Below are 24,743 nucleotides of genomic sequence, written 5' to 3'. Positions count from 1 at the left end.
AGTGCAATGAAGCCATTATACTCAGCATGTCCCCCATGATGGTGATGAAGTATCCCCCAATAGTCCTGTTTTAGAGGATGCCACAGCGTTCAGCGTGATCGCTACTTGGTGGGCATGGCTCTGTTGCTTGAGTTGATCGGCGGCCTTCGCATAGCCACCGTTATTGCCATCAATAAAATGAACTTGCCGCCCCATGCGCTCAAAGACAATGCAGGTCATCAAAGCACTATCTGCAACATGCAGGCCATAATTTAAATTGCCAGCCTGGCGTTCTTGATCGAGAAATTGCTCAAGTTGTTGGCGTTGGGCTGGCGTGCCTGCAATCACCATGCGCAACATTGCATCGTATTTGCGATAATCGGTGCTGGCCTGCAAAATCTGAGGATATTCGGCCCAATCAGTTAGTTCGGTTTTGGCCCCAGTTGCCAACAAGAACTTCCCAAGCACATTGAGCCACCAAATGTTGTTAAGATAGCGTAATTGTTGTAATTTGCTAGAGCCGCCGCGCAAACGAGCTTCGGCCCACAGATCTTTGGGCCACAACGATAAGCTGATTTGCTGCACATCAACCGGATGGTGCTCAGCGTCTGCGCCATAAATTGCCTCGATTTGCTCGATCACATGGCGATTGATCCGATTGCGCTCGGTACTGGTAGCAGCTTCGGCCCGTACCAACAACGAAACCGTCTCGCCATAACGACTTGGAATCTCTTGCCAACGGCATTCGAGGCCATCGAGCAAACCTGGCTGATCGCTGGGCTGGGCTGCGAGCAAATATTTGGCTCCCAAAATTGGATCTTTAATCGTTTGCTCGACAAAAGTTAAACCATCGCCATTAATCATGGCTTGGGCATAATTCTCCGAGACCGCAAATTTGGCAATTTCAAGCTGATAGCGATGAGCATAAACTTCGCTGATTGGAATAATACCAACCCGCAGATGCAGATTGTAGATTGATTGGCTCAGATGTTGAACCGCTTGCAGTGCGGGCTTGGCTTGCTCAACCAACCATGGCGGCAACAATAAGGTTGCACCATCGCCACCAAAAACAAATGGCAAATCGAGGTTGGGCTGTAAATTAAGCAAGGCCACAATCGTGCTAGCACCAATGAAATTCACATCTTTATAGCGACCTTCAGCAATCGCTTTGGTCGATTGCTCAATATCACTCACCACAATATACCAATCGGCAGGGACTTTTTGATAGCAACTGGCATCGGTAATTTGGACAAAATCGGTGATAATAGGTAAGGTTGCATAGAAGTTGTGCGCCATTGATGACCTCGATTTGTGAAAAGGTTTCCAAACACCGTGAACAGGGCTATAAAGCTCATAGCGTAGTTAATCGACATTACAATTTAGATTACGCAATTCGTGCCATGTGGATGGATTGCTGAATAAGGAGTTTTGGCATGCGTCGGATGCTATTCGGTTTATTAGGTTGCATTTTAGTTGGATGTGGTGGGACGGTCGGCAATCCGAGTGCAACTCCGTTGCCGAGCCTTGAGCCAACTACGCAGGCAGTGGTGGCAAGTGTTGTGCCAACAAATACGCCTGTTGCCACTGCTGCTACTGCTGCTAGCCCCACTCGTTTGCCAACCCAAACAGTTGCGCCCGAAATTACTAGCAAACCAGTCGAGTTGGATACGCCAACTTTGAACGAGCAAAACGCGCCGCCAACTGCTGCGCCGCAACCAACCGCCAACCCAAGTAGCAACCCTGGCCAACCAGTGCGCATGGTGATTGATGTGATTGGGCTGGATCTTGCGCCGATTTCAGTTGGCCTTGATCAACGCAATGTGCCAATTGTACCAAAACACGATGTTGGTTGGTACAATCTGAGTGCGCAGCCTGGCCAAGGCGAAAATGTGGTGCTTTGGGGCCATGTGTTGCGCTGGAAGGATGCGCCGAATGTGCCAGCGCCCTTTGCACGAGTGAAAGATGTGGCGATTGGTGAGACAATTAAAGTCTATAGTGCCGATGGCAGCGAATATCGCTACCGCGTGACGGAACAAGTGTGGGCTACGCCTGATCAAGTGCAATATATTTTGCCAGTTGGCTCAGAGCGTTTGACCTTGGTTTCGTGCATTGGCGATCAAGTGATTGTTGAAGGTAATTTAGAGCTAAGCCATCGCCTAATTACGATTGCCGAGCCAATTCGCTAAAAGGAACTTGCCAATGCCTGAAAATCTGCCCGCCTTGCATGTGCCATCAGTTCAGACCTTTGGCGAGCGCTATGGCAACGGGCGCTTGTGGTGGTATATGTTTGTGGTGCTGTTTGTGGGCGTTTTCTTTGGCATGATGGCAATTGTTGGCATTAACGATCTTAATGATAGCGTGCGCTTGCCCGTTATTTGGCAATTGGGCATGCAGCGCTTGAGCCTTGTGAGCATTGGCCTTGCGAGCCTGATTTTTGCCAGCTTTGGTTGGCTGATGGGCTGGATGCTGCGCAAAGTGGCAATTTGCCGCGTGCGCTCAGTGGTTTTGGCGACGCTGTTTGGCTATTGGGCGGCCTATATTCTGTTTAATTGGCCGCCTAGCTTATTGTGGCTTACCAATAGCCCGCATACAACCTACTATCGGCATATGCTGAGCGCGATGTTGGTGGCGATTGGCTGTGTGGCTGGACCAATTGCCTTGGTCATGCGACCTCGCCGTTGGGCTGGGATTTGGCTGTTTAGTCAATTGGGGCTTGGTTTTGTGATTGCCAGCATCACTCATTGGCTGGTAATAAACGATTTTGATGGTTTTGGATTAACCTTTTTCTTGCTAGCGATCCTCGTTATCTACCCACTTGGCCTAAGTTGGTGGTTTAGCTATTATTTACGTCGCCAAATAATGCCCTTATAACCGCATTTAGGTCTATAATTGGGGAACTATGAAACAATCTGTACCTGCATCTGCCCGCAAATTATTGGATAGCCGCTGGCTTAAAGTTGGCATTGGGGTCAAGCGTTGGCTGGTACTCATGCTGCTGGGCCTGATGTTTTCGGCGCTGGGCTTGGCATTTGGCCTGCGCGAACTGTATACGACGGTTGAACTGCCAGCGATTTTCTATTATTTGACCTTGCAATTCTGGCCGCGCACCATTCGCATGATCATCTTGTGTTTGGTGGGCATTATGGCGACTGGGATTGCGTTTCGCCATCTGAATCGGGTTTTGCTGAGTGCAGCCTTGCCCCGCAACACCGCGCCAATCGATTTGGCCGAAACCTTGATTGGTCGTAGCCGCACCCGTCATGGCCCCAAAGTGGTGGCAATTGGCGGTGGTCACGGGCTTTCGACCTTGCTCAGTGGCCTGAAACAATATACTGACAATATTACGGCGATTGTGGCGGTTGCCGACGATGGTGGCTCTTCAGGCCGCATTCGCCAAGAATTTGGCATCTTGCCTCCAGGCGATATTCGGCGCTGTTTGGCAGCTTTGGCTGAAGCAGAGCCATTGATGACCCGCTTGTTTGAGCATCGGTTCCAAGCTGGCAGCCTCGAAGGCCATACCTTTGGTAATTTGTTTATCACCGCGCTGGCCGAAGTAACTGGCTCGTTTGGCGAAGGCGTGCGCGAAGCCAATCGGGTTCTTGCGGTGCGCGGTCAAATTGTGCCAGCCACGCTTGATGATGTGGTGCTGTGGGCCGAGTTGGAAAATGGCGAGCATATTAGCGGCGAATCACGGATTGCCAAAAGCGGCCAGCGGATCAAACGGGTCTATTTGCAGCCGCAAACTGCCTTAGCCGTGCGCACCGCGATCAAAGCAATCGAAGAAGCCGATTTGATTATTGTTGGGCCTGGTAGTTTATACACCAGCTTGCTTTCGAGCTTGATGATTAGCGAAGTCAACCAAGCCATCCGCGAGGCGACTCAAGCGGTGCGGGTGTATGTGTGTAATGTGGCAACTGAACCAGGCGAAACCGACCATTTTGGCGTGCGCGACCACTTGCAAGCGCTTGTCGAGCACGTTGGCCCCGATGTGTTTGATGTGGCTTTGGCTAATAGCGATGACCGTCAGAACCATCGTTTTGCGCCAGAATGGCAAGGCCGAACGACGATTGTGCCGCTTGATCAAACCACAGATTTGCCAATTCGCGTGCGCACTGCCAACGTCATCAATCCAGCCAATCCATTGCGCCATGATCCAGTTCGTTTGGCGCGTGAGTTAATGCGGGTTTTGGAAAAAGAGCGCCAAATGGGCCGCTTGTGACATAGATTGACACAGGAAGATGCTAGGGTCTGGAACTAGAGAGCAGGGATACGGAACCACGAAGTTTCGATGTTGATCCACGAAGAGCACGAAGAGCACGAAGGGCTTGGAAACGCGAAGATTACAATGATTGCAACTGAAACAATAACAACAATCCAACAAGCAAATATTAGGGGGTGCAGGGGGATGAAAACCTCTACAAGGATAGGTTTTAAGTATTGATTTGATGTGGCTCATTCCCTCACCCCCCAGCCCCCTCTCCCACGAAAACGCGGGCGAGGGGGAGCCATCGTTTTTCACCAAGGAATTGGGTGAGAACCATGCAGTTAAAGCCCCTCACCCGCGCCACAGGAGAGGGGTTGGGGTGAGGGTCTATCAAAACCCCTACCTCTCTTCGGTGGATAGAAGGGTAGTGAAAACATTGGAATGGTTGATTAAGCCAACTAGGTTAGGAGCACCGCATGCCACTCGATTTTAATCAAGTTGGCCAACAAATTAAACGCATGGGCGGCGATTTGCGCCAAACAGCCAATCAACATGATCAATTGGTTGCTACCGCTTGGGCAAATCTGGAAAAAGAAAGCCCGCGCTGGGAACATTGGGCGCGCCATGCAGAGGAAAATTATCTGCGCAGCCCGTGGCTGTTGGCTGCTCCCGCCGAACCAATAACCAATCGCTATCGTTTGCCCAAATTTGCGCCAAATTATTGTTTGGCAGCGGTTGATGGCTCGCAGATCGACCTTGATCGGCATTGGGCGGTCGAGTGTTTTTTGATTAATCTTGGTTTGGTGACGATTCAATATGGCCAACAGCCCTATTCCAAATTGCATTCGGTGCCAGCCTTGCACTACAACGATCAAGAATTATTGCTGCGCGATAAAGATGGCCGCAGTTATAAAATGGCTGGAGCCTTGGTCCATGCCGAACGCGATACTCGCGAAGGGATTGCGCTGGCGAGCTTAGCCCAAGAGATTTTGGCTACCAGCACTGCACCGTTAGTCGCAATGCAAGATGGTACACTGATTCGCTGGTCGTTGAGCGGGCTTGATCCGTGGGTGCGCAGCCATTTTTTGCAACGCTATCTTGATGAAGGTTTGGCTGCTTTACGCGCCGCCGATGTGCCAACCTGCTCCTACATTAGCCATCCCAAAGCGCCTGAAGTGACTGGAATTGCCCGTTTGATCGCCAAACCAACCCTGAACAGTGCCAGCAAAGCCGAAGGCATTATCGATCCCTATCCTGGGATCAACGATACAAAATTATTTGGCAATGGCTGGTTGGGCAATGGCGAACGCAGCGCATTATTCAAAAGCCTCTCCAAAATTAATGTTGAAGAATATGGCGAGCACGCAATTTACTTCTTCTACCTGAATGTTGGGGCCGAATTAGCGCGAATCGAAATGCCCGAATGGGTGGCGCAACGGCCAGAATGGGTTGATTTGATTCACTCAGTCGCGTATGATCAAGCGCATCGTGGTGGTGGCTATCCGGTGGCGTTGGCGCGGGCGCATGAGCAAGCAGTAGTGCGCGAAAGCGATCGTCGGGTGTTTCGCCAAATGATTGAGCAAGCTCTCTGGCATGCTCGCTTGAGCAATGGCTCATCATTAAAACAAGATGCCAAAGTTCAAGTGCGGGTTTAACTCTTTTAGCTATAGCCTATCCTCGATAGCCTATACCCAACATATATGCAAGAACAACGTATTGGTGAAGTGATCGAAGCAAGCTCAACTCAATGGACAACTGGCGCATATGAGCTGCTGAATGCGCCGCCGTTTGGCTCGTTGATCAAGGCTGGTTGCTACGACAACGATTTATGTGTCTATGGCTTGGTCTACGATATTCGGACTGGCAGCCGTGATCTTGGCGGCAAAGCCATGGTACGTGGTGGGCGGCGCTACGATGGTAGCGAGTTCTACGACGACCAAATTTATAGCGAACACCCTGATCTTGCAGCCGTGTTGCAGACCGAGTGGAGTGCCTTGGTGATAGGCTACGAGCGGGCTGGCCGCATTATCCATTATCTGCCACCGCAACCGCCAACCGTCCACTACAGCGTCCATTTGTGCGATGATAATACCGTGCATCGTTTTACCCAACACTGCGATTTCTTTCGCATGGTCTTACACGCCAATTTGCCGATTGTTGATGAACTTTTGGGCACAGCGATTCGTAATGCGGCAGAATTGCAAGCCAATCGGCGCGAATATGAGCTGTACGCAGGCCGCGAATTAGCCCGTTTGCTGCGCGACGATTATGATCGTTTGCGCGTATTGGTGCGTATGTTGACCAGTTAAATTGGGAGGATGTATGCCGAGTTATGTTGTTAATGGGCGTAAATACAACAGCATCGATGAAATGTCCGCTACCGATCGCCAAGCCTATCAACAAGCGATGGACGCATTAGCTGATAATGACGGTTTTTCTAACCTCTTCGATAAAAATACAACCGTCCAAACAACCCATACAACCAATGTTAGCGAGCAGCATGTGATCAATGGCAGCAGCGATCAGCTGAACGCCATGTTTGCTGATCGCGATGGCAATGGCATTCCCGATATTATGGAAGGAAGCAACGAGCAATTTAGTGCGATGTTTGCTGATCGCGATGGCAATGGCATTCCCGACATCATGCAAGAGCAAAGCAACTTTAGTAGCCAGCAAGCCCCAAATTCCTCAAACACTTGGAAAACTTCTACTCCAAGCGCTGATCCGCTGGCTGGTTCGTCATTACCATGGAATCAACCACAAAAAAGCAATGGCTTTTTGCTAGGTTTGATCGTTGGCGGCGTGGCGATCGGCGCAGCCTTATTGGCATGGTATCTCTTGATGTAAGTGCACCACGCAGCATGCAATCAACTACCGCCGCACCAGATCGGGCACATCAAGCACGATCACGGCATCCTTGTCATCGTCGCCGGTGTTGCTCGGGTCATACCAAATGACGGCGATTTGGCTGCCATCGGGCGACCACGCGGGCCATTGATAGCGACCAGGTGGAGTCAGAGCCAAGCGTTGGCCCGTGGTAGGCTTGAACAGCCACACTTGGTCGGAGGAACGGTCGAAATTGGCGACAAAGACGAGCCATTGGCCATCAGGTGACCATTGCAACCCCGCAATATTGTAGGCATCGGTAAGCCCAACCCGCCGATTGCCCGCCTCAGCATCCATGAAATAGAGATTTTCGGGGCGGGTGAGGGCACTAACCACGCCAGAGCCAGCATCGGGCAAGCCGAAGAAGGCGATGGTGGTGCCATCAGGCGACCACGCGAAATACTGCGCGACATCCACTTCAAGGTCGAGGGGCTGAAAGCCGTCGCTCGCAGTCCACCAATAATACTGTGAGCCAAGATACTGCCCATCAGTCACCAAGGCCCGATCCATGGCGGGATTCCAAATTGCTGAACCAGATTTTAGAATCTCACGCGGCGCGGGGCGTGGGATTAATTCGCTGAGGGTGTTGGTGGTCGGGTCAAACGCACTATAGCCATGTTGGTCCGTTGGGGGGCCATTGATCACCTGCATGTCGGTGCTGTATTTAAACCCAAGTCGTCCATCGGGCAGGCGATCGGGAAGCCGATGGAGGGTAATATCGGCATCGATTGCATCAGGAATGGCAACGAGATCGCCGAGTTTGCGGTCAAAGGTAAGCCAGAAGAGGCGGTAGCGTGAAGGTGCACCGCTTTTAGTGGCAAGCACAACCAGCCCCTGATCGATCCAAGCCAGTCCACTATAATCACCAAGATTTTCCGTTGGCAGCGCTAATGGTTGCGGTGTGTATGAGAGGATGGTTGTGGGTTCTGAAGGATTCCCACAGGAAATGAGCAACAGCGCCATCCCCCAGAGCGCAATCAAATTTCTCATAAAACGCAGCATCGATCCTCTCCGCTCTCTGATAGCAGGTCGTGTCGCATCCGCCGCTCTGCCAGTTGTTTGTCACTTTACGAAGCCTGAAACATCGACGGTTATTACATAATCATTGGGTGCAAACTCAGCTGGTTTCCGCCAAATGACGGCGATCTGTGTGCCATCGGGCGACCACGCAGGCCATTGATAGTCGCCAACAGTATTGGTGAGTTGCCGCCATTCAGCAGTGGTAGGATTGACTAACCAAATCTGATTGTCGAAGCCATCGAAGTAGCAAATGACGACCAGCCACCGACCATCAGGTGACCACTGCAACCCAGCAATACCGCGCAGCTTTGTGCCAATTTCGCGTCGATTCGAGCCATCGCTATCCATAAGATACAGATTTGAACGGATGTTCCTTAAGCCACCGAAGGAGCCAGCAGTATCAGGTGAACCGATCAGGGCAATGGTTGCGCCATCAGGCGACCAAGCGACGTATTGACAGATGCCAAGGCCCGCATCAAGTGGCTCGTGGCCAGTGTCAGCAGACCACCAAAAAAGCCGCGACTGGAGATAACCGCCATCGGAGAGGATGGCGCGTTGCATGTCGGGGGCAAGACTGAAACGAAGATGTTGGCTGAGATCTTGAGGCATGGCAGGCTGCAAGAGCGGCGTAAGCGCATTCGTGGTCGGATCAAATTGCCATAATCCAAACTCCCTATCAGCTGCCCCAGTTTTAAGATTTGGAGTCCAGTTATAGCGTCTCAACCCCAATTTTCCGTTAGGAAGACGCTGGGGGAAATAATAGGAAGTCATAATAAATGACTGTTCGAGTGGAATTGATAATGGGTCATCAAGATTGCCATATTGATCGATCCAATAAAGATTCTCTACAGGATTGCTGGTGGTTCTTGCCTGAAGAACTAAACCTTGATCAAGCCATGCAAGGCCCGAATAGCTTCCTGCGGGAACCGCTAATTGAGTGGGTGTAATGGGCGTTGTAGAAATGTGAGTCATAGGAATGGCCTTCGTGCATCCAATAATGGTTAATAAAAAAGCTAAAAGGATAAAAAGTCGTTTCATTTAGCACTTGTTCCATCACTTAATGTATATGATCCATCTGGGTTCATGCGGGTACCGGCTGCGGGAATCAATCGACCTGTGGCAGTTGTAACAGTTCCATTTGCCCTAATAATCGTGCCATCAACTAACCTTGCATCCCCATTTACCTCAATAATCGTTCCATTATCCAATTGAACTTCACCACTAGGGTCAATCTTGATATGTGGAAGAGTTGGAATAAGCTCATATTCAACTAATTTGGACATATAATAGGTATTACCATGAGTCATGACAACATTCCAAGGTTCAGTTGGCTTGCCTGATGGGGGGAAGAGCGGCATATGGGGTGGTAATTTGGGAAAGGATAACGGTGGTGTTCTAGAATCGGTATACATATCGATTCCAATCACATTTTTTGGATCAAAGAACCATGAGCCTGCTTCATCAGGAACAACAAAATCTGCTGCTTCTCCGCCTATCTCTTGACCTATTGGGGTTACTTTTGGTAACCATATAGCATTCAAGATCTCTTTAACTGGTAAATCAACCCCAAAAGATCTATTAAATATAAAATCGCCGATTGTTGTGGTAAATTGGGTTCCTTCTTGTGCAATGGTTCCACCAACATCTTGGCCAATTCGTGAGCTATAGCGATTAACAAACACATTCCCACCTCCCTCATTACGGGCAATAAAGCGATAGAGATTGCCATAGGCTACGAATTGGGGTATAAGATCGCCTGCCGCTGTTCCGCGCGCTGGAATACCAGCCCGTAAGTTTGCTGCATCTGAGCCATAATTTACCCCCATTTGTTCAGCCATTGCCCAATATGGGATGAGTTTTTCTTCTGCTAAACCGCTTAATTGTTGAACAAAGAACTCTTTCCATGCAAATGCTGCCCCAGCACAATCATTGAATCCAGCAGGGATTGGTCTTCCTTCGTTCTGGAATAAGAAAAAGCCATTTTGAATTGCTTCTAAAACCCCTGCATCAGCCCACGAAGCCCATGTGCCTGGACCCATATGCCCAAGCGCCGATGATTCATCGAAAAACGCAATAATATCTTGAATATTATGAAAAGAATTTGGAGAATCTATTTTTCTTTCTAAGGCTTCGACCCATTGAATGCGTTCGGGGACGGTGAGCATTTCAAACTCAGCAAGGGTTAAATCGAAACGAATTATGTTGCCAGCGGCATCGAAGACTGGCCCACCTGGTAGTTTTGCTGCACCGAGGCGTGGTGCAGGTGGAGCTGTGCTTAAGTTAAAGAGTGTAGCAAACCCTGCCTCCAAGCCTGCTGCAGCGATGTCGATCCCACCATCAAAATTGGCTCTGAAGAGCGCCGCCGCTGCCTCTTCGGCATTCCGCATACCTGTGTGAATTGCGATAGCAACATCGCGGGCGGTTTCAAGCGCCTTACGTAAACGCTCAAACGCCGGTTCAACTTCATCTTGATACTCATGGAAAAAGCTTGTAGCCGCTGTGCCACTCCAACTGTGTTGAAGTTGGCTCACCATGCTTTGAAGCTGCTGGCGCAGGGTAAGCACCGTTTCAGCTTTGGTTTGGAACCGCTGGGCAACCTGAAGAAGCTGGTTGTACTCCACCAGAACAATTGGGGTAGCCATATGCTCTCCCGTTGGGTAGGTTGATAGCGTGGATGCTTCTCTCTCGGGGGTGAGGATTGCTAGAATGGGTGATGCTGCATCCTTTGCCGAAAAGTATACGCCATGTGGTATAGAAAAAACTCACTCGCATGGGGGATTTTGGCTTTTAAACAACAAACCCTTCTCAATTGCTGAGAAGGGTTGCCTAACAATAATCTGCTTTTAGTTGGTATGCTGAAGTCGCACAACATTAAATGGCAGATCATCAAGCCCACGCAAAATCAGGGTTTCGTTGGCCAAATCAGCGGGCAAGATTTCGGCCACGCCTGGCGCTTCGAGCACTTGCTGGGTTACCACCAATTCTGCATAGTTGGCGCTCGATTGTACCCGCGCCGCTGCATTAACCGTCGTGCCAAAGTAATCAAGCCGATCATTGAGCGTGACGGCAAGCGTTGGCCCTGCATGCACACCAACTTTGAGCGTCAAGCGCTCGTCATCGGCCAACTCGCGCTCGCGGTTGAAGGCTTCGATTGCAATCAAGGCGTTTTGGCCAGCCTTGACCGCCGCCGCACCATCTACAAACACTGCCATAATTGCATCGCCAATGGTTTTGACGACTGCGCCACCTGCTTGATTAACTACATTAAACAAGATGTTGAAGTGTTCGCGTACCAAGCTGTAGGCCCGTGGGTCGCCTTTGCGTGCATACAAGGCGGTCGAGCCGCCAAGGTCGGTGAACATCAGTGCCGCCCATTTAATCTGGAAGCTCTCGCCGTCGGGCAATGGCTCGTCGATAAACAAATCGCGGAAGGCCTGCACCGTCAGTAATTCATGCGAAGTCGTTACGCCCAAACGGCGGTCGGTTGCTTCGCGCCATGCTTCATTATCGATGCCTGCTGGCAAACTGCGCACCCGCTCAGCCACTGAGAAGGTCACATGAATGCCATCATCGAGCTTGGCTTGGAAATCGTCGCGGCACATTGCACAATATTGTTTCGAATGGGCTTGGGTCAATTTATCAAAGGCATGAGCTTGGTAGCCGCAATAAATACAGCGCGCTTCCCAATTCAGGTTGAATAGGCCAACCTGAACGGCCGCCGCCATGAGTTGCAAGCCCGCGCGACGCGAAAGCGCAACTTCTTCGGCCAAATAGGCCGGATTAAAGCGATAGAGCATCGCGCCTGGAGCTGTATCGACCATGCTTGCCAAGGCGTTGCGAACCGTTTCGTCGATGCCGTAATTCGCCAATTCTGCTACCAACGTGCTACTTGATGGTGTGTGTTGTGCTTCATCTAAAGCCATAGCATAGCCTCCTAGATACCTATGAAATTGTAGCACGCTCTTGCTACTATTGGCAGCCCTAAGGATAAAATAATTGCTAAACGCTGCGGGCTGCACCACGCGATTCAATGTAGCTCAACGATTGATGGCGGAAGTAGGTATCGTATAAATCGGCATAATGCCCACCCTGATCCATCAGTTGCTCATGGCTGCCTTCTTCGATAATTTGGCCTTGGTTGAGCACAATAATCCGGTCGGCTGAGCGCACGGTCGAAAGTCGGTGGGCAATCAGAATCGCCGTCGAGCGCGAGAGAATCAGATCCATCGCTTGCTGAATTTGGGTTTCAGTAAATGGGTCGATGCTCGCCGTGGCTTCATCTAAAATGAAGATTGCTGGTTGCGCTGCCAAAACCCGCGTCAAGGCCACCAATTGGCGCTGACCAAGCGAAAGTTTGTTGCCGCGCTCGCCAACTTGCGATTGCAAGCCTTGGGGCAGGGTTTCGAGCCATTCGCCGCCACCAATTTGGGTCGCCACCGCTTCAAGCTCTGCATCGCTCAAGTGTGGCGCTGCATAACGAATGTTGTCGGCAACCGTGCCATCAAACAAAAACGGAGTTTGGGTCACAATCCCCAATTGTTGGCGATAGCTGCGCAAATCGAGCGAGCGAATATCATGGCCATCAACCGTGATTTTGCCCGTCTGAAACTCATAAAACCGCGTAATTAATTTGGCGATGCTCGATTTGCCAGCACCAGTATGCCCAACCAAGGCAATACTTTCGCCTGGCGCAATCGTGAGGCTGAAATCGTTCAGCACTGGCTCTTTGCGGCCATAACGAAATTCCACATGATCAAACACAATTTCGCCGCGCAAACGCTCGGTCGTCTGCTGATCGGTTTGTTTGACGCTATGCTCTGCATCAATTAGGGCAAAAATGCGCTCAGCAGCGGCCAAGCCAGCCTGAAATTGGCTCCAAAAGGCCGAGATATTCAGCAAGGGAAACCAAAAAAGGTCAACCGAGCGCACAAACACATACCAAGCAGCCAAGGTAATCGAGAGATCGATAACCGACAAACCGCCCCAATAAATCAGCGCTGCCGTGCCAAAGCCAGAAACAATGTTCAGGGTTGGGAATACATTCGAGAGCACGAAGCCGCGGCGCAGGTTTACGCCATACGATTGCTGGTTGATCTCGCTGAATTCGCCATAAATGCGGGCTTCTTGGCGAAAATTCTTGGCAATGCTGATCCCAGTTACGGCCTCTTGAATTGAGCTATTGACCTCGCCCAGCACCTGAAAGCCTTTGCGCGTGACGAAGCGCGCCAAACGCCGAAAGCCCAAAGCCAAGCCAATAACGATTGGGGTAAAGCCGATAATGCCCAAACTGAGTGGCACCGAAACGCTGAGCAAATAAATCAGCAAGGCAATCACGGTCAGCACTTGGCTCACAATTTCGATGATCAAGCGTGAAACTTGGGCAAACTCTTGCGTGTCCGAGGTGATCCGGCTGATAATTCGGCCAGAGCGTAGATCATCGAAGAACGAAAGATCATGGCTGATAGCGGCATTAAACGCATCGTTGCGCAAGGCGCTAATCACATCGGCCACGATTTTGGCGGTTAGGCGTTGGCGTACCCAGCCCATGGCCCATTGCAGCACGCCAAAAACCACCCCGCCGCTCGCCAGCAACCAGATAAAATTCCAATCTGGGTTGGCCTCGCCAATCCGTTGCACCGCTTGGGCCACCAAAAATGGCGGTACGGTGTTGAGCAAGCCCAAACCACAAATCAGCAGCACTGTCCACAATGCGGTGCGCCGATGAGCACGAAAATAGCTCAGCATCCGCCCCATTAATTCGCGGTCGCCATACTGACGATCATAATTTTCGGTATCTAATCCTGCAAACATAAGCACCCTTTTGAAAGGATGAAGGATGAATTATGAGGGATGAAATATTAAATTCATCCTTCACATTGCATTCTTCGTAATTCATAATTTCGCGAAAATTGCCCGATTTGAAAGGATGAAGGATGAATTATGAGGGATGAAGCATTGCATTAATGGCTATTTTGCAATCATCCTTGGTTGTTCTTCCTTCATTATTGATATTTCAATCGCTGAAGAATCAATGAATCGAAAGCCTGATCCCTGATCCCCAACCCCTGAACCCTACTTTTATAATTTCGCGAAAATTGCCCGATAGGCTTCGGATTGCTGCATGAGATCTTCGTGCGTGCCAACGGCGCTAATTGTGCCTTTGCGAATCACGATGATCAGGTCGGCCCAGCGAATTTGCGAAAGCCGATGGGTAATCAAAATCGTGGTGCGATCTTGCGAGGCTTGTTCAATTGCTTGTTGAATTCGATCTTCGGTCGCGCTATCAATGGCGCTGGTCGAATCGTCAAGCACCAAAATTGTTGGGTCGGTCAAGAATGCCCGTGCCAAGGCCAAGCGTTGACGTTGCCCACCAGAGAGGGTCACGCCGCGCTCGCCAATAATCGTATCGTAGCCATCGGCCAAGCGCCCAATAAAATCGTGGGCTTGGGCGGCCTTGGCGGCTTCGATAATTTGCTCGCGGGTGGCGTTTGGCACACCAAAGCCAATGTTATCGGCGATTGAGCGCGAAAAGAGGAAAATATCTTGCTCAATGATTGAGATTTGGCGGCGCAAGGCTGCTAAATTCCAATCGCGCAGATCAACGCCATCGATCAAAATTCGGCCAGATCGGGCATCGTAGGTGCGGTTGAGCAGCTTGGTCAGCGTGGTTTTGCCTGCGCCAGTTTGGCCAACCAAGGCTACGGTTTGGCCTGGCGCAATCCGAAAATTCACATTTTGGATTGCATCAACCTCGCTGTGATAGCCAAATGCCACATTTTCAAAGACAATTTCGCCGCGCATTGGCTCGGCATAGCCTTGGGCATTTTCGTCTAACTCAGTTTCGGTGGTAATTAATTCCAAAATCCGTCGCCCACCAGCAAGGCCGCTCGAAAGCTGCGAGTAGGCAAATTGGGCGGTAAAGGTGGGGAAGCCAAACAGCAACAATAAGCCGTTGAACGAAACCACATCGCCAACGCTAATCAAGCCATTGCGGAAAAGAATCAGGCTATGGATAAAGCCCAAGCCTTGGCCCAAGCCCAACAACAGCACTGGCAAAAAGACCGCTTCCACATTGCCTTGGGCGACAAAAGCATTGCGCCATTTGGTGACCGCAGCCCGAAAACGGTTGCGTTCGCGTTCTTCTTGGGCAGTGGCTTTGACGGTTTCCACACCGTCGATTGCTTCGGCCAAGGTGGCGTTCAATTCGCCAAAGCTTTGGCGCACAGCGGTGGTTACGGGCTTGAGTTGACGTAAATAGTGCCAAACCAACAACCCATAAAATACCAAATAGAGAATCGGCACGACCAGCAGTTGCGGGTGCGGCGAGGCGATCAGCGGCATAATTAAGAACATCGCTGAGCCAACGACCAAATTGACCCCGGGATTGAGCATCAAGTTCATTTCGCGCACGTCATTGGTGGCGCGGGCCATCACATCGCCGGTTGGTTGGCTATCGTGGAAGGCCATGCTTTTGCCCAATAAACTGGTGTAGAGTTCATCGCGCACATCGCGTTCGAGCCGTTGGCCAATTACTTCCGAGGAGAAATTGCGCAAGAGCTGCACAAACGCCCGCAAGAATTGCCCGCCAACAATCAGCAACGCCGCCCACCACAAGCCGTTTTTATCGCCAGCTTTAACCGCCTCGAAGGCTTGGCCAGTGACCACTGGCACTTGCGCGGCAAATAATGCGTTGCCAAACGCCCCGATAAACAGCCCGATAATCCACCAAAGATTGCGCCGCGCATGCGACCAAACCCAGCGTACTGGCGTTGAACGATTGATCTTCCACGATCGTTCAACTACAAATTCACTATTTGAAAGCGCCATGAAATCCCTTTCCAGTTGGAAGCATCTGCTCAATATTCTACCATTGAAACAGGTTTGCTATCCCCGCCTTATGACCGATTGCACATAAGCTGATAAATTTTGAGCGAGGGATTAGGGTTAAGTTGTCAGGGGCTGGGACGATAGAACATAGAACAAAGAGCATAGAACATAACCCAAGAAAAGCAAAAGTCAGGGCGAGGATTTTAACGCAGCGGCGCAGAGAACGAAAGGATGAGGGATGAAGGATGAGGGATAAGGGATGAAGGATGAAGGATGAGAGCTATGGCAATGCAAGAACCTAATCATAATAATCTGTGGGAATCTGTGGCTAAAAACTTAACTTCCTGCTCTTCGCGCGCTTCGTGGTTTCAAACTAGCCCCTGACAACTGAACCCTGAATTCTGGCCCCTCGCTCAATCGTTGGACTGATTGACAAGCATGCTGCTGCTGCATACAATAAGCGCCACAAATTGAAAACGACGTTGACGCGGAAGAGTAAGCAAAAGCGCACTTGTCCAGAGAGTTATCCCTTGGCTGCGAGGATAATCAAGCTGACTTTGCTGAATGGCCCGCTGAGTTGCTCACCGAATCTGGGTTGCTACCTGGTAGTAGGCTGAGCCGTGATTGCCTCCGTTAACGGGCTACGAGCGCGTAACTATGCTTTAGTTGCGAATTCGGGTGGTACCGCGAGAATCAAGCCGTCTCTCGTCCCGTATGTGGATCGAGAGACGGCCTTGTTTTAGTTTAGCGGAGGATGATCATGGCTGCATTACCAAGAGTCTTTTCGGGCATTCAACCATCGGGCAATTTGCACCTTGGCAATTATTTGGGCGCGATTCATAACTGGGTGCAAGAGCAAAAACAATACGATAATTTCTTTTGTATTGTCGATTTGCATGCGATTACTGTGCCTCAAGACCCAGCAGAGTTGCGCAAAAACGTACGCGATTTGGCCGCGCTCTATCTTGCATCAGGCATTAGCTTGGACCATGCGACAATCTTTGTGCAATCGCATGTGCCCGCCCACGTTGAGCTGGGCTGGATTTTAAATTGCCAAACGCCGTTGGGCTGGTTGAATCGTATGACTCAATTTAAGGATAAATCGCAAAAGCAAGAAACTGTCGCCGCAGGCTTGCTCAATTATCCAACGCTGATGGCTGCCGATATTTTGCTGTACGATACCCAAATCGTACCCGTCGGCGATGATCAACGCCAGCACATTGAGCTAACCCGCGATATTGCCGAGCGCTTCAATCATCTGTATGGCGAAACATTTGTGATTCCCGAGCCGCTGATTCGGCCTGTGGCTGCGCGGGTGATGGGCTTGGATGAGCCAACCCAAAAGATGAGCAAAAGCAACAAAGCCGCCAACCATTCGATTCCCTTGCTGGGCGATTTGAAGGCGACGCGCAAAGCGATTATGCGGGCGGTCACCGATTCGGGCAGCGAGATCAAATTCGACGAGAAGCGCCATGGAGTGCATAACCTGTTGGGCATTTACCAAGCCTTGACTGGCAAGGATAAAGCGTCGATTGAAGCTGAGTTCGAGGGCCAAGGCTATGGCAAACTCAAAGGCGCGGTCGCCGATGTGGTGCTGGCAACCTTGGAGCCGTTGCAACAGCGCTATAACGAGCTAACTGCTGATCCCGCTGAGCTTGATGGAATTCTCAAACGCGGAGCCGAGCGCGCCGCCGAAGTTGCCAATGCTACCTTGTTGCGCGCCTATCAGCAACTTGGGTTGCGGTAATTCGCAGGGATCTATGATTTTTAACCACGAAGGACACGAAGATCACGAATGTTGAGTCTGTTGGAAACTTTGAATATCTGCGTATGCCAAGAAATTACTTAACTAAGCTTTGCGGTCTTCGCGTCCTTTGCGGTTATCGTGCTCCTAAGCCTATCTTTTTTGTGAAGGAATTTAGTTTAAATTGGAACCGCTGGCTAGAGCTAAAAGCCACTAGCCAGCGGTTCATCCTTCATCCCTCATCCTTCATCCTTTTACGGTAGCCACTCGACGATTGTGCCATTTACAAAGGGAGCTGCTGCTTTGCCAGAGCCAATTTCGTAGATAAACGAGCCTTTGCCAATTGCCTCGTAGGTGACATAACGGCCATCGGGCGACCATTTGCCCCAAACTCGCACTTCGTAGGAGTCGGCACTGCTTGGTGGTGCAACCAATTCTTTATCGCCAGTATCTGCATTGATAATCATGAATGAGCCATCGCTGTAGTTATCGAGCATATACCACTTGGCATCGGGCGAAATGCCGCTAAGATAAAAATCACCAACTTTTTGCAAGGTTTCTACCTCGCCTGTAGCTGGGTCAAGCAAACAAACGCCACGATCAAATTTGGCAGAATCGCAAAAAGCATCGTAAATGATCTTGCTATCTTTAGTCCACCACGCATCGGTGGTATAGACCGTAGCGATTTTAGTTTGATCGCTGCCATCAGCTTTGATTGTGTTCAGTTCAATTCCATCTGCGCCAGCCATAAACATGAGCGTTTGGCTATCTGGTGCCCAACTTAATGGGTCGAAATCGATCATGCCAGCGGTTGTTAATTGCTTTTCGCTACTGTTTGCAACATCGTAGACATAAATATTTTGGTCGTCCTTGGTTTCAAAATCGATGTCGCTCGTGACGAAGGCAAATTTGCTGCTATCTGGTGCCCAGTTCAAGCTTTGGGGTGCAACATCTTGCAATTCCATGACGCTGCGCACGTTTGAGCCATCGCCATTGGCCAGATAAATTGTTGTTTTGGCCCCATCACGCACATAAAAAGCCATCGTTTTGCCATCAGGCGACCAGCGCAAAAGATCGCTGTAATAGTTGTAGTCGCTTAGATCGAATGGTAAGACCACCCCATCATTCAAGGTTTGGCGCACGAGGTTAAAGTCTTCGAGATAAATCAGATTGCCGCTGAGATCGGTTGGCACGCTGCCACCAGCCGCTTGGGTTGGCAAATCGCTTGATTCATTGGTTGGTACTGGCTCAGCGGTGGCATTGCCGCTGGCTTGGGTTGGCTCGCTGGTGGCGGTTGCTTCAACTTGGGGATTGGCAGCGGTTTCCTCGGTTGGCTTGGCCAAATTGGTTGGCAAGGGTGTCCAGGTTGGCGCATTGGCCAGATTGCCACCTTCGCCACCATTCGAATCTTTATTGCTCAGGAAATATGCGCCAGCACCGCCAGCCACCAAAAATAACGCCAAACCACCGCCAATCAACCAGCGGGCTGTTTTGTTTGATTTGGCAACTGGTGGTTGATAATTTGGCTGTTGATAATTTGCTTGGTTATTGGGCGGATATTGCGGCAAGGCAAAATTAGGCTGGGTTGATGGCTCTTTGCCAAAGCCACCAAGCTTGCTGGTCGAGCTATCGGTTTGGTAATTTGGCAGGTTGACCACTTGCGTTGGTGGATCGTTCAATGGTTGGGTGCCACTACGCCGTGGCGCATACGGCGAATCATCGGACGTATCGCTGCTCGGTAAGGGCTGCGAGCCAAAAACGCCACTGCCAAGTGCTTGGGTCGATGCCCCCGTTTCTGGCTGGCGCGAGCCACATTCGGAACAATAGACCGAGCCATCGGCCAACGCCGCTCGACAAACCACACATGCTTGAGCCATAACTACTCCTTACACACTGGCCTCATCAGAAGCCGTTACGCTACATTTGTACTCCCAAAACATCTGCAACGGTGAAAATATCTTTATCGCCCCGCCCCGACAGATTGACCAAAATAATGTTTTCTTTGCTCATGGTTGGCGCTAAGCGTACAGCTTCGGCAATCGCATGCGACGATTCCAAGGCTGGAATAATGCCCTCGGTGCGGCAGAGCAATTGAAAACCGTTTAACGCTTCTTCGTCGGTGGCATAGGTATAAAAAGCCCGTTCTTCGTCGTGGAGCCAAGCGTGTTCTGGGCCTACAGCAGCATAATCGAGGCCAGCAGAAATGCTATGGGTATTGGCAATTTGGCCATCGCTATTTTGCAATACATACGAACGTGTGCCTTGGAAAACGCCCAAGCGCCCACCAGCAAATCGCGCTGCATGGCGACCTGGCTCGATGCCATGGCCACCAGCTTCAACCCCACGCAGATCAACGCTTTCATCATTGATAAAAGGATGAAAAATGCCAATCGCATTTGAGCCACCGCCAACACAGGCAATAATCGTATCTGGCAGTTTGCCGGTTGCCGCTAAAATTTGCTCGCGGGCCTCGATGCCGATGATGCTTTGAAATTCGCGTACCATCAATGGATAGGGGTGCGGGCCAAGTGCCGAGCCTAGCAAATAGTACGAATCTGGATTGCTGACCCAATCGCGCATGGCTTCGTTGACTGCATCTTTGAGCGTTTTGGCTCCAGTGTTCACGCCGCGCACATCGGCTCCTAGCAAGCGCATGCGAAAGACATTGGGTTTTTGGCGCTCCATATCTTCGGTGCCCATGTAAACCACACATTGCAGCCCAAGCAAGGCACAAACTGCCGCCGTTGCCACGCCATGTTGGCCTGCGCCGGTTTCGGCGATAATTCGTTGCTTGCCCATGCGTTTGGCTAAAAGACCTTGGCCAAGCGCATTGTTGATTTTATGCGCGCCTGTGTGAGTCAGATCTTCGCGTTTGAGCCAAATTTGTGCTCCGCCAAGCTCTTCGGTTAAGCGCCGCGCAAAGGTCAGCGCGGTTGGGCGGCCCGTATAGGTGCGGTGCAAATGCGCCAATTCGGCCTGAAACTCAGGGTCGGTGCGAATGCGAAAAAACGCCTCGGTCAATTCCTCAATTGCCGCGACTAAGGTTTCGGGCACATAGCGCCCACCAAAATCGCCGTAGCGGCCATTTAACTCATCAAGAACAACGTGATCAGTCATAGATCTTCCTTTAGCGTGCTTGGATAAAATCTTCAGCGACCCAGCCTTGGCCAATTGCCGATTCGATCAGCCACCAAGTGTAATCATCGCCTGAGCGTGGCCCATCGACGATCGTAATCACTTCGCCTGGATCAAGCGCCCCAATCGGTTCGCCTTGGATGCTTGGGTCGGGCCGGATGCGCACTTGTTCGAGTGTAATCGCCTCGCTGCCAATTTCCAGCACCAATTGGGTTGGCGTTGGTGGAGCTGGAGTGGCAATTGAAAATGGCGGGAAGGTTGGCGAAGCAGTGACTGGCGTTACCGTTACCATCACAACTAACGGCGTTGGCGGGGTGCTCAACACGCCGCGATCGCGTAAAAACCAACCGCCAGCAAGCCCAACCAGTAACAGCGCCGGAATCAAAAAATAGAGGAAATTTGGCTTTGGTTTGGGTGGGCCATTGACAATTTCGTCGTAGCCACGCTTATAATCGTGGTAGGTATGATAAAACAATTGATTCAGCGTGCCTTCTTCAGCATCACGCCGTCCCTGATCATAATATGGCGAGGGCATAGCAACACTCCATAAAAGCCATGTTTGACCTTAGTATCATTCTCTGGCGATTTTGTCAATCAACAAAGGCCGCAAGCGGCTTGAACGAGCGTCGATGGAGCTGGGTTGGACCATGCGCTGCCAAGGCTTGTTGATGTTGAGCCGTGCCATAGCCTTTGTGCGCTGCCCAGCCATAACGCGCATCACGCTGATCATATTCGTGCATCAAATTATCGCGATAGACTTTGGCCACAATTGAGGCTGCCGCCACCGAGATACTGACTGCATCGCCCTTGGGCAGCGAGCGTTGCAATAAGGGCAATTCTGGCAGTTTAACCCAATCGATCACCAAGCCATCGGGCAAGGCTGGTAGGCTCAAAACCGCATGCATCATCGCCCATTTGGTGGCAACCGCAATCCCAAATAAGTCGATTAGGTGGGCTGAAACCACACCCAGCCCAATTCCGCTAGCTAATTGGCGAATGCGTAAGGCCATAGCTTGGCGGGCTTCGGCGCTGAGTGTTTTGGAATCGTTAATGCCTGCCAAAGCACTTGGGTCGCTCAGCAAATGCTGCGGAAACATCACTGCTGCTGCCACGACAGGCCCAGCCCAGCAGCCACGGCCAACCTCATCAACGCCCGCCACGAGCTGCGCGCCTTGGTTCCAAAGTTGTTGTTCTTCGTAAATTCCAATTGTCATCATAATGTAGGGGTCAGGGGCCAGGGATCAGGCTTGATCTGCATGAACCTATGGCCAAAGAATGAATTTAGATGTTCGATTTCTCGGCGATAAACAGTTGAACTTGCGAGCGCCCAACCTGCTTCATCTGCGTGCTGACGCGAAAGCCAGCCTCGTGCAAACGCTGAATCCGTGGGTCGAGCTGGCTAGTTGGCAGATCGGGGTGGCTTTGGCGGCCAAAAACTAGCCGATAGATCAAGCCAATCACAACTGCATACAGGCAATTGGGAATGCTACCGCCATCGACAATATACAACTTGCCCTCGTTGGTTAGTACGCGCTGAATCTCGGCCAAACTGCGGCGATCAAATAGATAGGGCGCGGGAAAGGTCGAAAGCACTGCCGACCAACTGCCATCGGCGTAGGGCAAGGTTTGGGCAACTGCCCGCACCAAGTTGGCTTGCGCTGCGCGGCGGCGGCTTAAAGCCAGCATTTGGCGCGATTCATCGAGGCCAACCGTTAGGCTTGCTTGATGTTGGCGGGCTTTTTGCACATAGCCTGTGCCACAACCAACCTCTAGCAATGGCTGATCGGCAATTTCGGGCAAGGCTGCCAAGACCCATTGGCTCCAATAGCCCTGCGACATGAGCCACGCTACCACATCGTAGGTGAACGCGCCTTCGTGATAAAAGCGTTCAAAGGCCCAAATGACCAAGCGTTGCATTCGTTGTAGCATTGCCAAAGCTCCCAAAAATACAAACGCGAGTGCAGGCTTGGCCCACACCCGCGCAGGGTTTTGCAGCTATAACGAAAACGATTAACCGCGGCGTTCTTTGATCCGAGCGGCTTTACCAGTACGACCGCGCAGGTAGTACAGGTTAGCTTGGCGAACTTTACCAGTCCGCACCAGCTTCACGCCGTCGATGCGGGGTGAGTGCAGCAAGAACGTCCGTTCAACGCCAATACCGTGCGAGGCAATCCGGCGCACGGTGAAGTTTTCGTTCACACCCATGCGGCGGCGGCGAATTACGACACCTTCAAAGTCTTGAATCCGTTCGCGCGTACCTTCAACAACCTTGACGCTAACGCGAACCGTGTCGCCAACGCGGAATTCTGGCACATCTTTGCGCAGATATTCGTTTTCAATTTCGTGAATGACGGGAGCCTGTTGCATTGCTCTGCCTTTGCATTTCTAACGCGTAGAGCCGTATCTCTCGGCGCTGGTTGAATAGCTAAATTTCATTGGCATACAGCGGATACGGTCGCTGGACAAACAACAAGCGTGTGAATCTTCACACGCCGTTTCTTTTCGTGCCAATCAATTGACCGCGCGATTATAGCATAACTGGTTAGTTATGGCAACTGCATGTGGCTATGATTGGGCCATTCCCTCACCCCCCCAGCCCCCTCCTTTCAAGAGTAAGTTGTTAACAAAGAGTGTGGTGGTCAAACATTCCCTCACCCCCCAGCCCCCTCTCCCACGAAAACGCGGGCGAGGGGGAGCATCAATTTTCACCACCAATCATGCAAAAACCACAGGATTAAAGCCCCTCGCCCGCGCCACGGGAGAGGGGTTGGGGTGAGGGGATCTTAAATCCTACCCTTGTAAGACAGCCCTCTCGCCCACGAAAACGCGGGCGAGAGGGATCACCTATTGTTCACCGATGTATTGCGCAAGAACCACATGGTTAAAGCCCCTCGCCCGCGTTCAGTGGGCGAGGGGGCTGGGGTGAGGGCATGCTCAAAATTCTTACAATCCTAATTTACTCAAGCCCCGTGCTATACTTGGCCAATGCTGGTACTTAATTGAATAGGATCACGGCTATGCGCGCATTGTTTTTGGGCTTGTTGGCCTCGCTGTTTTTTGCCTCGACCTTTGTGCTCAATCGCTTGATGGAGCTGGCTGGCGGCCATTGGCTGTGGAGCGCGAGCCTGCGCTATCTGTTTATGCTGGTTCCGCTGTTGGCGATTGTCGCTTGGCGCGGCAAGTTGGGCTTGGTATTGCACGAGCTGCGTCAACAACCGTGGCAATGGCTGTGGTGGAGCACAATTGGCTTTGGTTTGTTTTATGCGCCGCTCTGTTTTGCCGCCAAATATGCGCCTGCTTGGCTGGTTGCTAGCACATGGCAGATTACGATTATTGCTGGAGCGTTAGTTGCGCCCTTGCTCCAATCCAAATCAGCCCCCAATCAGGCAGCTTGGCATTGGCGGAGTTTGGCAATTTCGGGCCTGATTTTGGCGGGCGTGGCCGTAATTCAATTGCAATATGCGGCCACAATTAGCTGGCGGGAAGTGCTTTTGGGCTTTGTGCCAGTCGTTATCGCTGCTTTTGCCTACCCGCTTGGCAATCGGGCTATGATGCAGCTGTGTGGTCAGCGTTTGGCAACCTTCGAACGCGTCTTGGGTATGACGATTGCCAGTTTGCCGTTTTGGCTGATTTTAGCGGGCGTGGCCGCAAGCACGGTTGGTTGGCCAAGCGCAAGCCAAATTGGCCAATCGTTGCTCGTGGCCTTGTTGGCGGGCGTAATTGCCACCGTGCTCTTTTTCAAAGCTACCGATTTGGCTCAGCATCACCAAGGCCAATTGGCGGCGGTTGAAGCAACCCAAGCTGGCGAAGTGGTTTTTGCCTTGGTTGGCGAGATTGTATTGTTGAACAGCCCCGCGCCAAGCGCCCTGACCTTGGTCGGCATCGGCGTGATTATTATTGGTATGGTTTTGCACAGTTGGCTCAGCCACTAAAGCCATTTAACATCCA

General features: G+C 51.1%; 21 protein-coding genes and 1 other annotated feature. Of the genes, 8 read left to right on the top strand and 13 right to left on the bottom strand.

Annotated features, from left to right (window positions below; all coding sequences use genetic code 11):
- Nucleotides 1–21 precede the first annotated feature (21 nt).
- The gene (locus tag ACFMKP_RS11780; protein WP_382292036.1) at nucleotides 22–1,275 is read right to left on the bottom strand and encodes a DUF3095 domain-containing protein; all 1,254 of its coding nucleotides are present in this window, start codon (nucleotides 1,273–1,275) and stop codon (nucleotides 22–24) included.
- A gap of 137 nt (nucleotides 1,276–1,412) precedes the next feature.
- Here ACFMKP_RS11780 and ACFMKP_RS11775 point away from each other — a divergent pair, with 137 nt between their 5' ends.
- From ACFMKP_RS11775 to ACFMKP_RS11750, 6 genes are all read left to right on the top strand, one after another.
- Entirely contained in the window at nucleotides 1,413–2,165 is a 753-nt protein-coding gene (locus tag ACFMKP_RS11775; protein WP_382292034.1) for a sortase domain-bontaining protein, read from the top strand.
- A gap of 13 nt (nucleotides 2,166–2,178) precedes the next feature.
- Nucleotides 2,179–2,850 (top strand): hypothetical protein, encoded by a 672-nt coding sequence (locus ACFMKP_RS11770; protein ID WP_382292032.1) that lies wholly within the window; start codon nucleotides 2,179–2,181, stop codon nucleotides 2,848–2,850.
- A gap of 28 nt (nucleotides 2,851–2,878) precedes the next feature.
- Complete coding sequence (gene yvcK / locus ACFMKP_RS11765; protein ID WP_382292030.1) at nucleotides 2,879–4,198, top strand: uridine diphosphate-N-acetylglucosamine-binding protein YvcK; 1,320 nt, start codon at nucleotides 2,879–2,881, stop codon at nucleotides 4,196–4,198.
- A gap of 461 nt (nucleotides 4,199–4,659) precedes the next feature.
- The gene (locus ACFMKP_RS11760) at nucleotides 4,660–5,838 is read left to right on the top strand and encodes a DNA double-strand break repair nuclease NurA (protein ID WP_382292028.1); all 1,179 of its coding nucleotides are present in this window, start codon (nucleotides 4,660–4,662) and stop codon (nucleotides 5,836–5,838) included.
- Between the two features lie 45 nt (nucleotides 5,839–5,883).
- On the top strand, nucleotides 5,884–6,492 hold the full coding sequence (locus ACFMKP_RS11755) for a hypothetical protein (protein WP_054536806.1): 609 nt from the start codon (nucleotides 5,884–5,886) through the stop codon (nucleotides 6,490–6,492).
- A 13-nt stretch (nucleotides 6,493–6,505) separates the two neighbouring features.
- Nucleotides 6,506–7,030 carry a hypothetical protein gene (locus tag ACFMKP_RS11750; protein WP_382292025.1) on the top strand — a complete coding sequence of 175 codons (525 nt, stop codon included), beginning with the start codon at nucleotides 6,506–6,508 and terminating at the stop codon, nucleotides 7,028–7,030.
- Between the two features lie 24 nt (nucleotides 7,031–7,054).
- Here ACFMKP_RS11750 and ACFMKP_RS11745 read toward each other — a convergent pair whose 3' ends face one another.
- The 6 genes from ACFMKP_RS11745 to ACFMKP_RS11720 form a co-directional block, all read right to left on the bottom strand.
- Nucleotides 7,055–8,071: a TolB family protein gene (locus tag ACFMKP_RS11745; protein ID WP_382292023.1), complete on the bottom strand. Its 1,017-nt coding sequence runs from the start codon at nucleotides 8,069–8,071 to the stop codon at nucleotides 7,055–7,057.
- A 60-nt stretch (nucleotides 8,072–8,131) separates the two neighbouring features.
- Nucleotides 8,132–9,127, bottom strand: a complete 996-nt coding sequence (locus ACFMKP_RS11740) for a TolB family protein (RefSeq protein WP_382292021.1) — start codon at nucleotides 9,125–9,127, stop codon at nucleotides 8,132–8,134.
- The gene (locus ACFMKP_RS11735; protein ID WP_382292019.1) at nucleotides 9,124–10,731 is read right to left on the bottom strand and encodes a WXG100 family type VII secretion target; all 1,608 of its coding nucleotides are present in this window, start codon (nucleotides 10,729–10,731) and stop codon (nucleotides 9,124–9,126) included. Before ACFMKP_RS11735 ends, ACFMKP_RS11740 begins: the two co-directional genes overlap by 4 nt.
- 201 nt (nucleotides 10,732–10,932) lie before the next feature.
- Nucleotides 10,933–12,012 carry an adenylate/guanylate cyclase domain-containing protein gene (locus ACFMKP_RS11730; RefSeq protein WP_382292017.1) on the bottom strand — a complete coding sequence of 360 codons (1,080 nt, stop codon included), beginning with the start codon at nucleotides 12,010–12,012 and terminating at the stop codon, nucleotides 10,933–10,935.
- A gap of 76 nt (nucleotides 12,013–12,088) precedes the next feature.
- The gene (locus tag ACFMKP_RS11725) at nucleotides 12,089–13,900 is read right to left on the bottom strand and encodes an ABC transporter ATP-binding protein (RefSeq protein ID WP_382292015.1); all 1,812 of its coding nucleotides are present in this window, start codon (nucleotides 13,898–13,900) and stop codon (nucleotides 12,089–12,091) included.
- Nucleotides 13,901–14,167: 267 nt separating this feature from the next.
- Nucleotides 14,168–15,916, bottom strand: a complete 1,749-nt coding sequence (locus tag ACFMKP_RS11720; protein WP_382292013.1) for an ABC transporter ATP-binding protein — start codon at nucleotides 15,914–15,916, stop codon at nucleotides 14,168–14,170.
- Nucleotides 15,917–16,389: 473 nt separating this feature from the next.
- Nucleotides 16,390–16,632 (top strand) — a binding site (T-box leader).
- A gap of 44 nt (nucleotides 16,633–16,676) precedes the next feature.
- Here ACFMKP_RS11720 and trpS point away from each other — a divergent pair.
- Entirely contained in the window at nucleotides 16,677–17,663 is a 987-nt protein-coding gene (gene trpS / locus ACFMKP_RS11715) for a tryptophan--tRNA ligase (RefSeq protein WP_382292011.1), read from the top strand.
- A 251-nt stretch (nucleotides 17,664–17,914) separates the two neighbouring features.
- Here trpS and ACFMKP_RS11710 read toward each other — a convergent pair whose 3' ends face one another.
- From ACFMKP_RS11710 to rplS, 6 genes are all read right to left on the bottom strand, one after another.
- Nucleotides 17,915–19,537, bottom strand: coding sequence for a hypothetical protein (locus ACFMKP_RS11710; protein ID WP_382292009.1), 1,623 nt, complete (start codon nucleotides 19,535–19,537; stop codon nucleotides 17,915–17,917).
- Between the two features lie 40 nt (nucleotides 19,538–19,577).
- Entirely contained in the window at nucleotides 19,578–20,777 is a 1,200-nt protein-coding gene (gene trpB, locus ACFMKP_RS11705; RefSeq protein WP_382292007.1) for a tryptophan synthase subunit beta, read from the bottom strand.
- A 10-nt stretch (nucleotides 20,778–20,787) separates the two neighbouring features.
- Nucleotides 20,788–21,330 carry an SH3 domain-containing protein gene (locus ACFMKP_RS11700; RefSeq protein ID WP_382292005.1) on the bottom strand — a complete coding sequence of 181 codons (543 nt, stop codon included), beginning with the start codon at nucleotides 21,328–21,330 and terminating at the stop codon, nucleotides 20,788–20,790.
- A gap of 55 nt (nucleotides 21,331–21,385) precedes the next feature.
- Nucleotides 21,386–22,009, bottom strand: coding sequence for a ribonuclease HII (locus tag ACFMKP_RS11695; protein ID WP_382292069.1), 624 nt, complete (start codon nucleotides 22,007–22,009; stop codon nucleotides 21,386–21,388).
- 67 nt (nucleotides 22,010–22,076) lie between these two features.
- The gene (locus tag ACFMKP_RS11690) at nucleotides 22,077–22,724 is read right to left on the bottom strand and encodes a methyltransferase domain-containing protein (RefSeq protein WP_382292003.1); all 648 of its coding nucleotides are present in this window, start codon (nucleotides 22,722–22,724) and stop codon (nucleotides 22,077–22,079) included.
- Nucleotides 22,725–22,805: 81 nt separating this feature from the next.
- Nucleotides 22,806–23,162 carry a 50S ribosomal protein L19 gene (gene rplS, locus ACFMKP_RS11685; RefSeq protein ID WP_012187786.1) on the bottom strand — a complete coding sequence of 119 codons (357 nt, stop codon included), beginning with the start codon at nucleotides 23,160–23,162 and terminating at the stop codon, nucleotides 22,806–22,808.
- Between the two features lie 650 nt (nucleotides 23,163–23,812).
- Between rplS and ACFMKP_RS11680 the strand changes: the two genes are divergently transcribed.
- Nucleotides 23,813–24,727, top strand: coding sequence for a multidrug resistance efflux transporter family protein (locus ACFMKP_RS11680; RefSeq protein ID WP_382292001.1), 915 nt, complete (start codon nucleotides 23,813–23,815; stop codon nucleotides 24,725–24,727).
- Nucleotides 24,728–24,743: the final 16 nt, after the last annotated feature.

Source organism: Herpetosiphon sp. NSE202 (assembly GCF_042688385.1).
Lineage (GTDB): Bacteria > Chloroflexota > Chloroflexia > Chloroflexales > Herpetosiphonaceae > Herpetosiphon.
The sequence above is the reverse complement of the archived record's forward strand: the minus strand, read 5'-3'. Positions and strand labels throughout refer to the sequence as shown.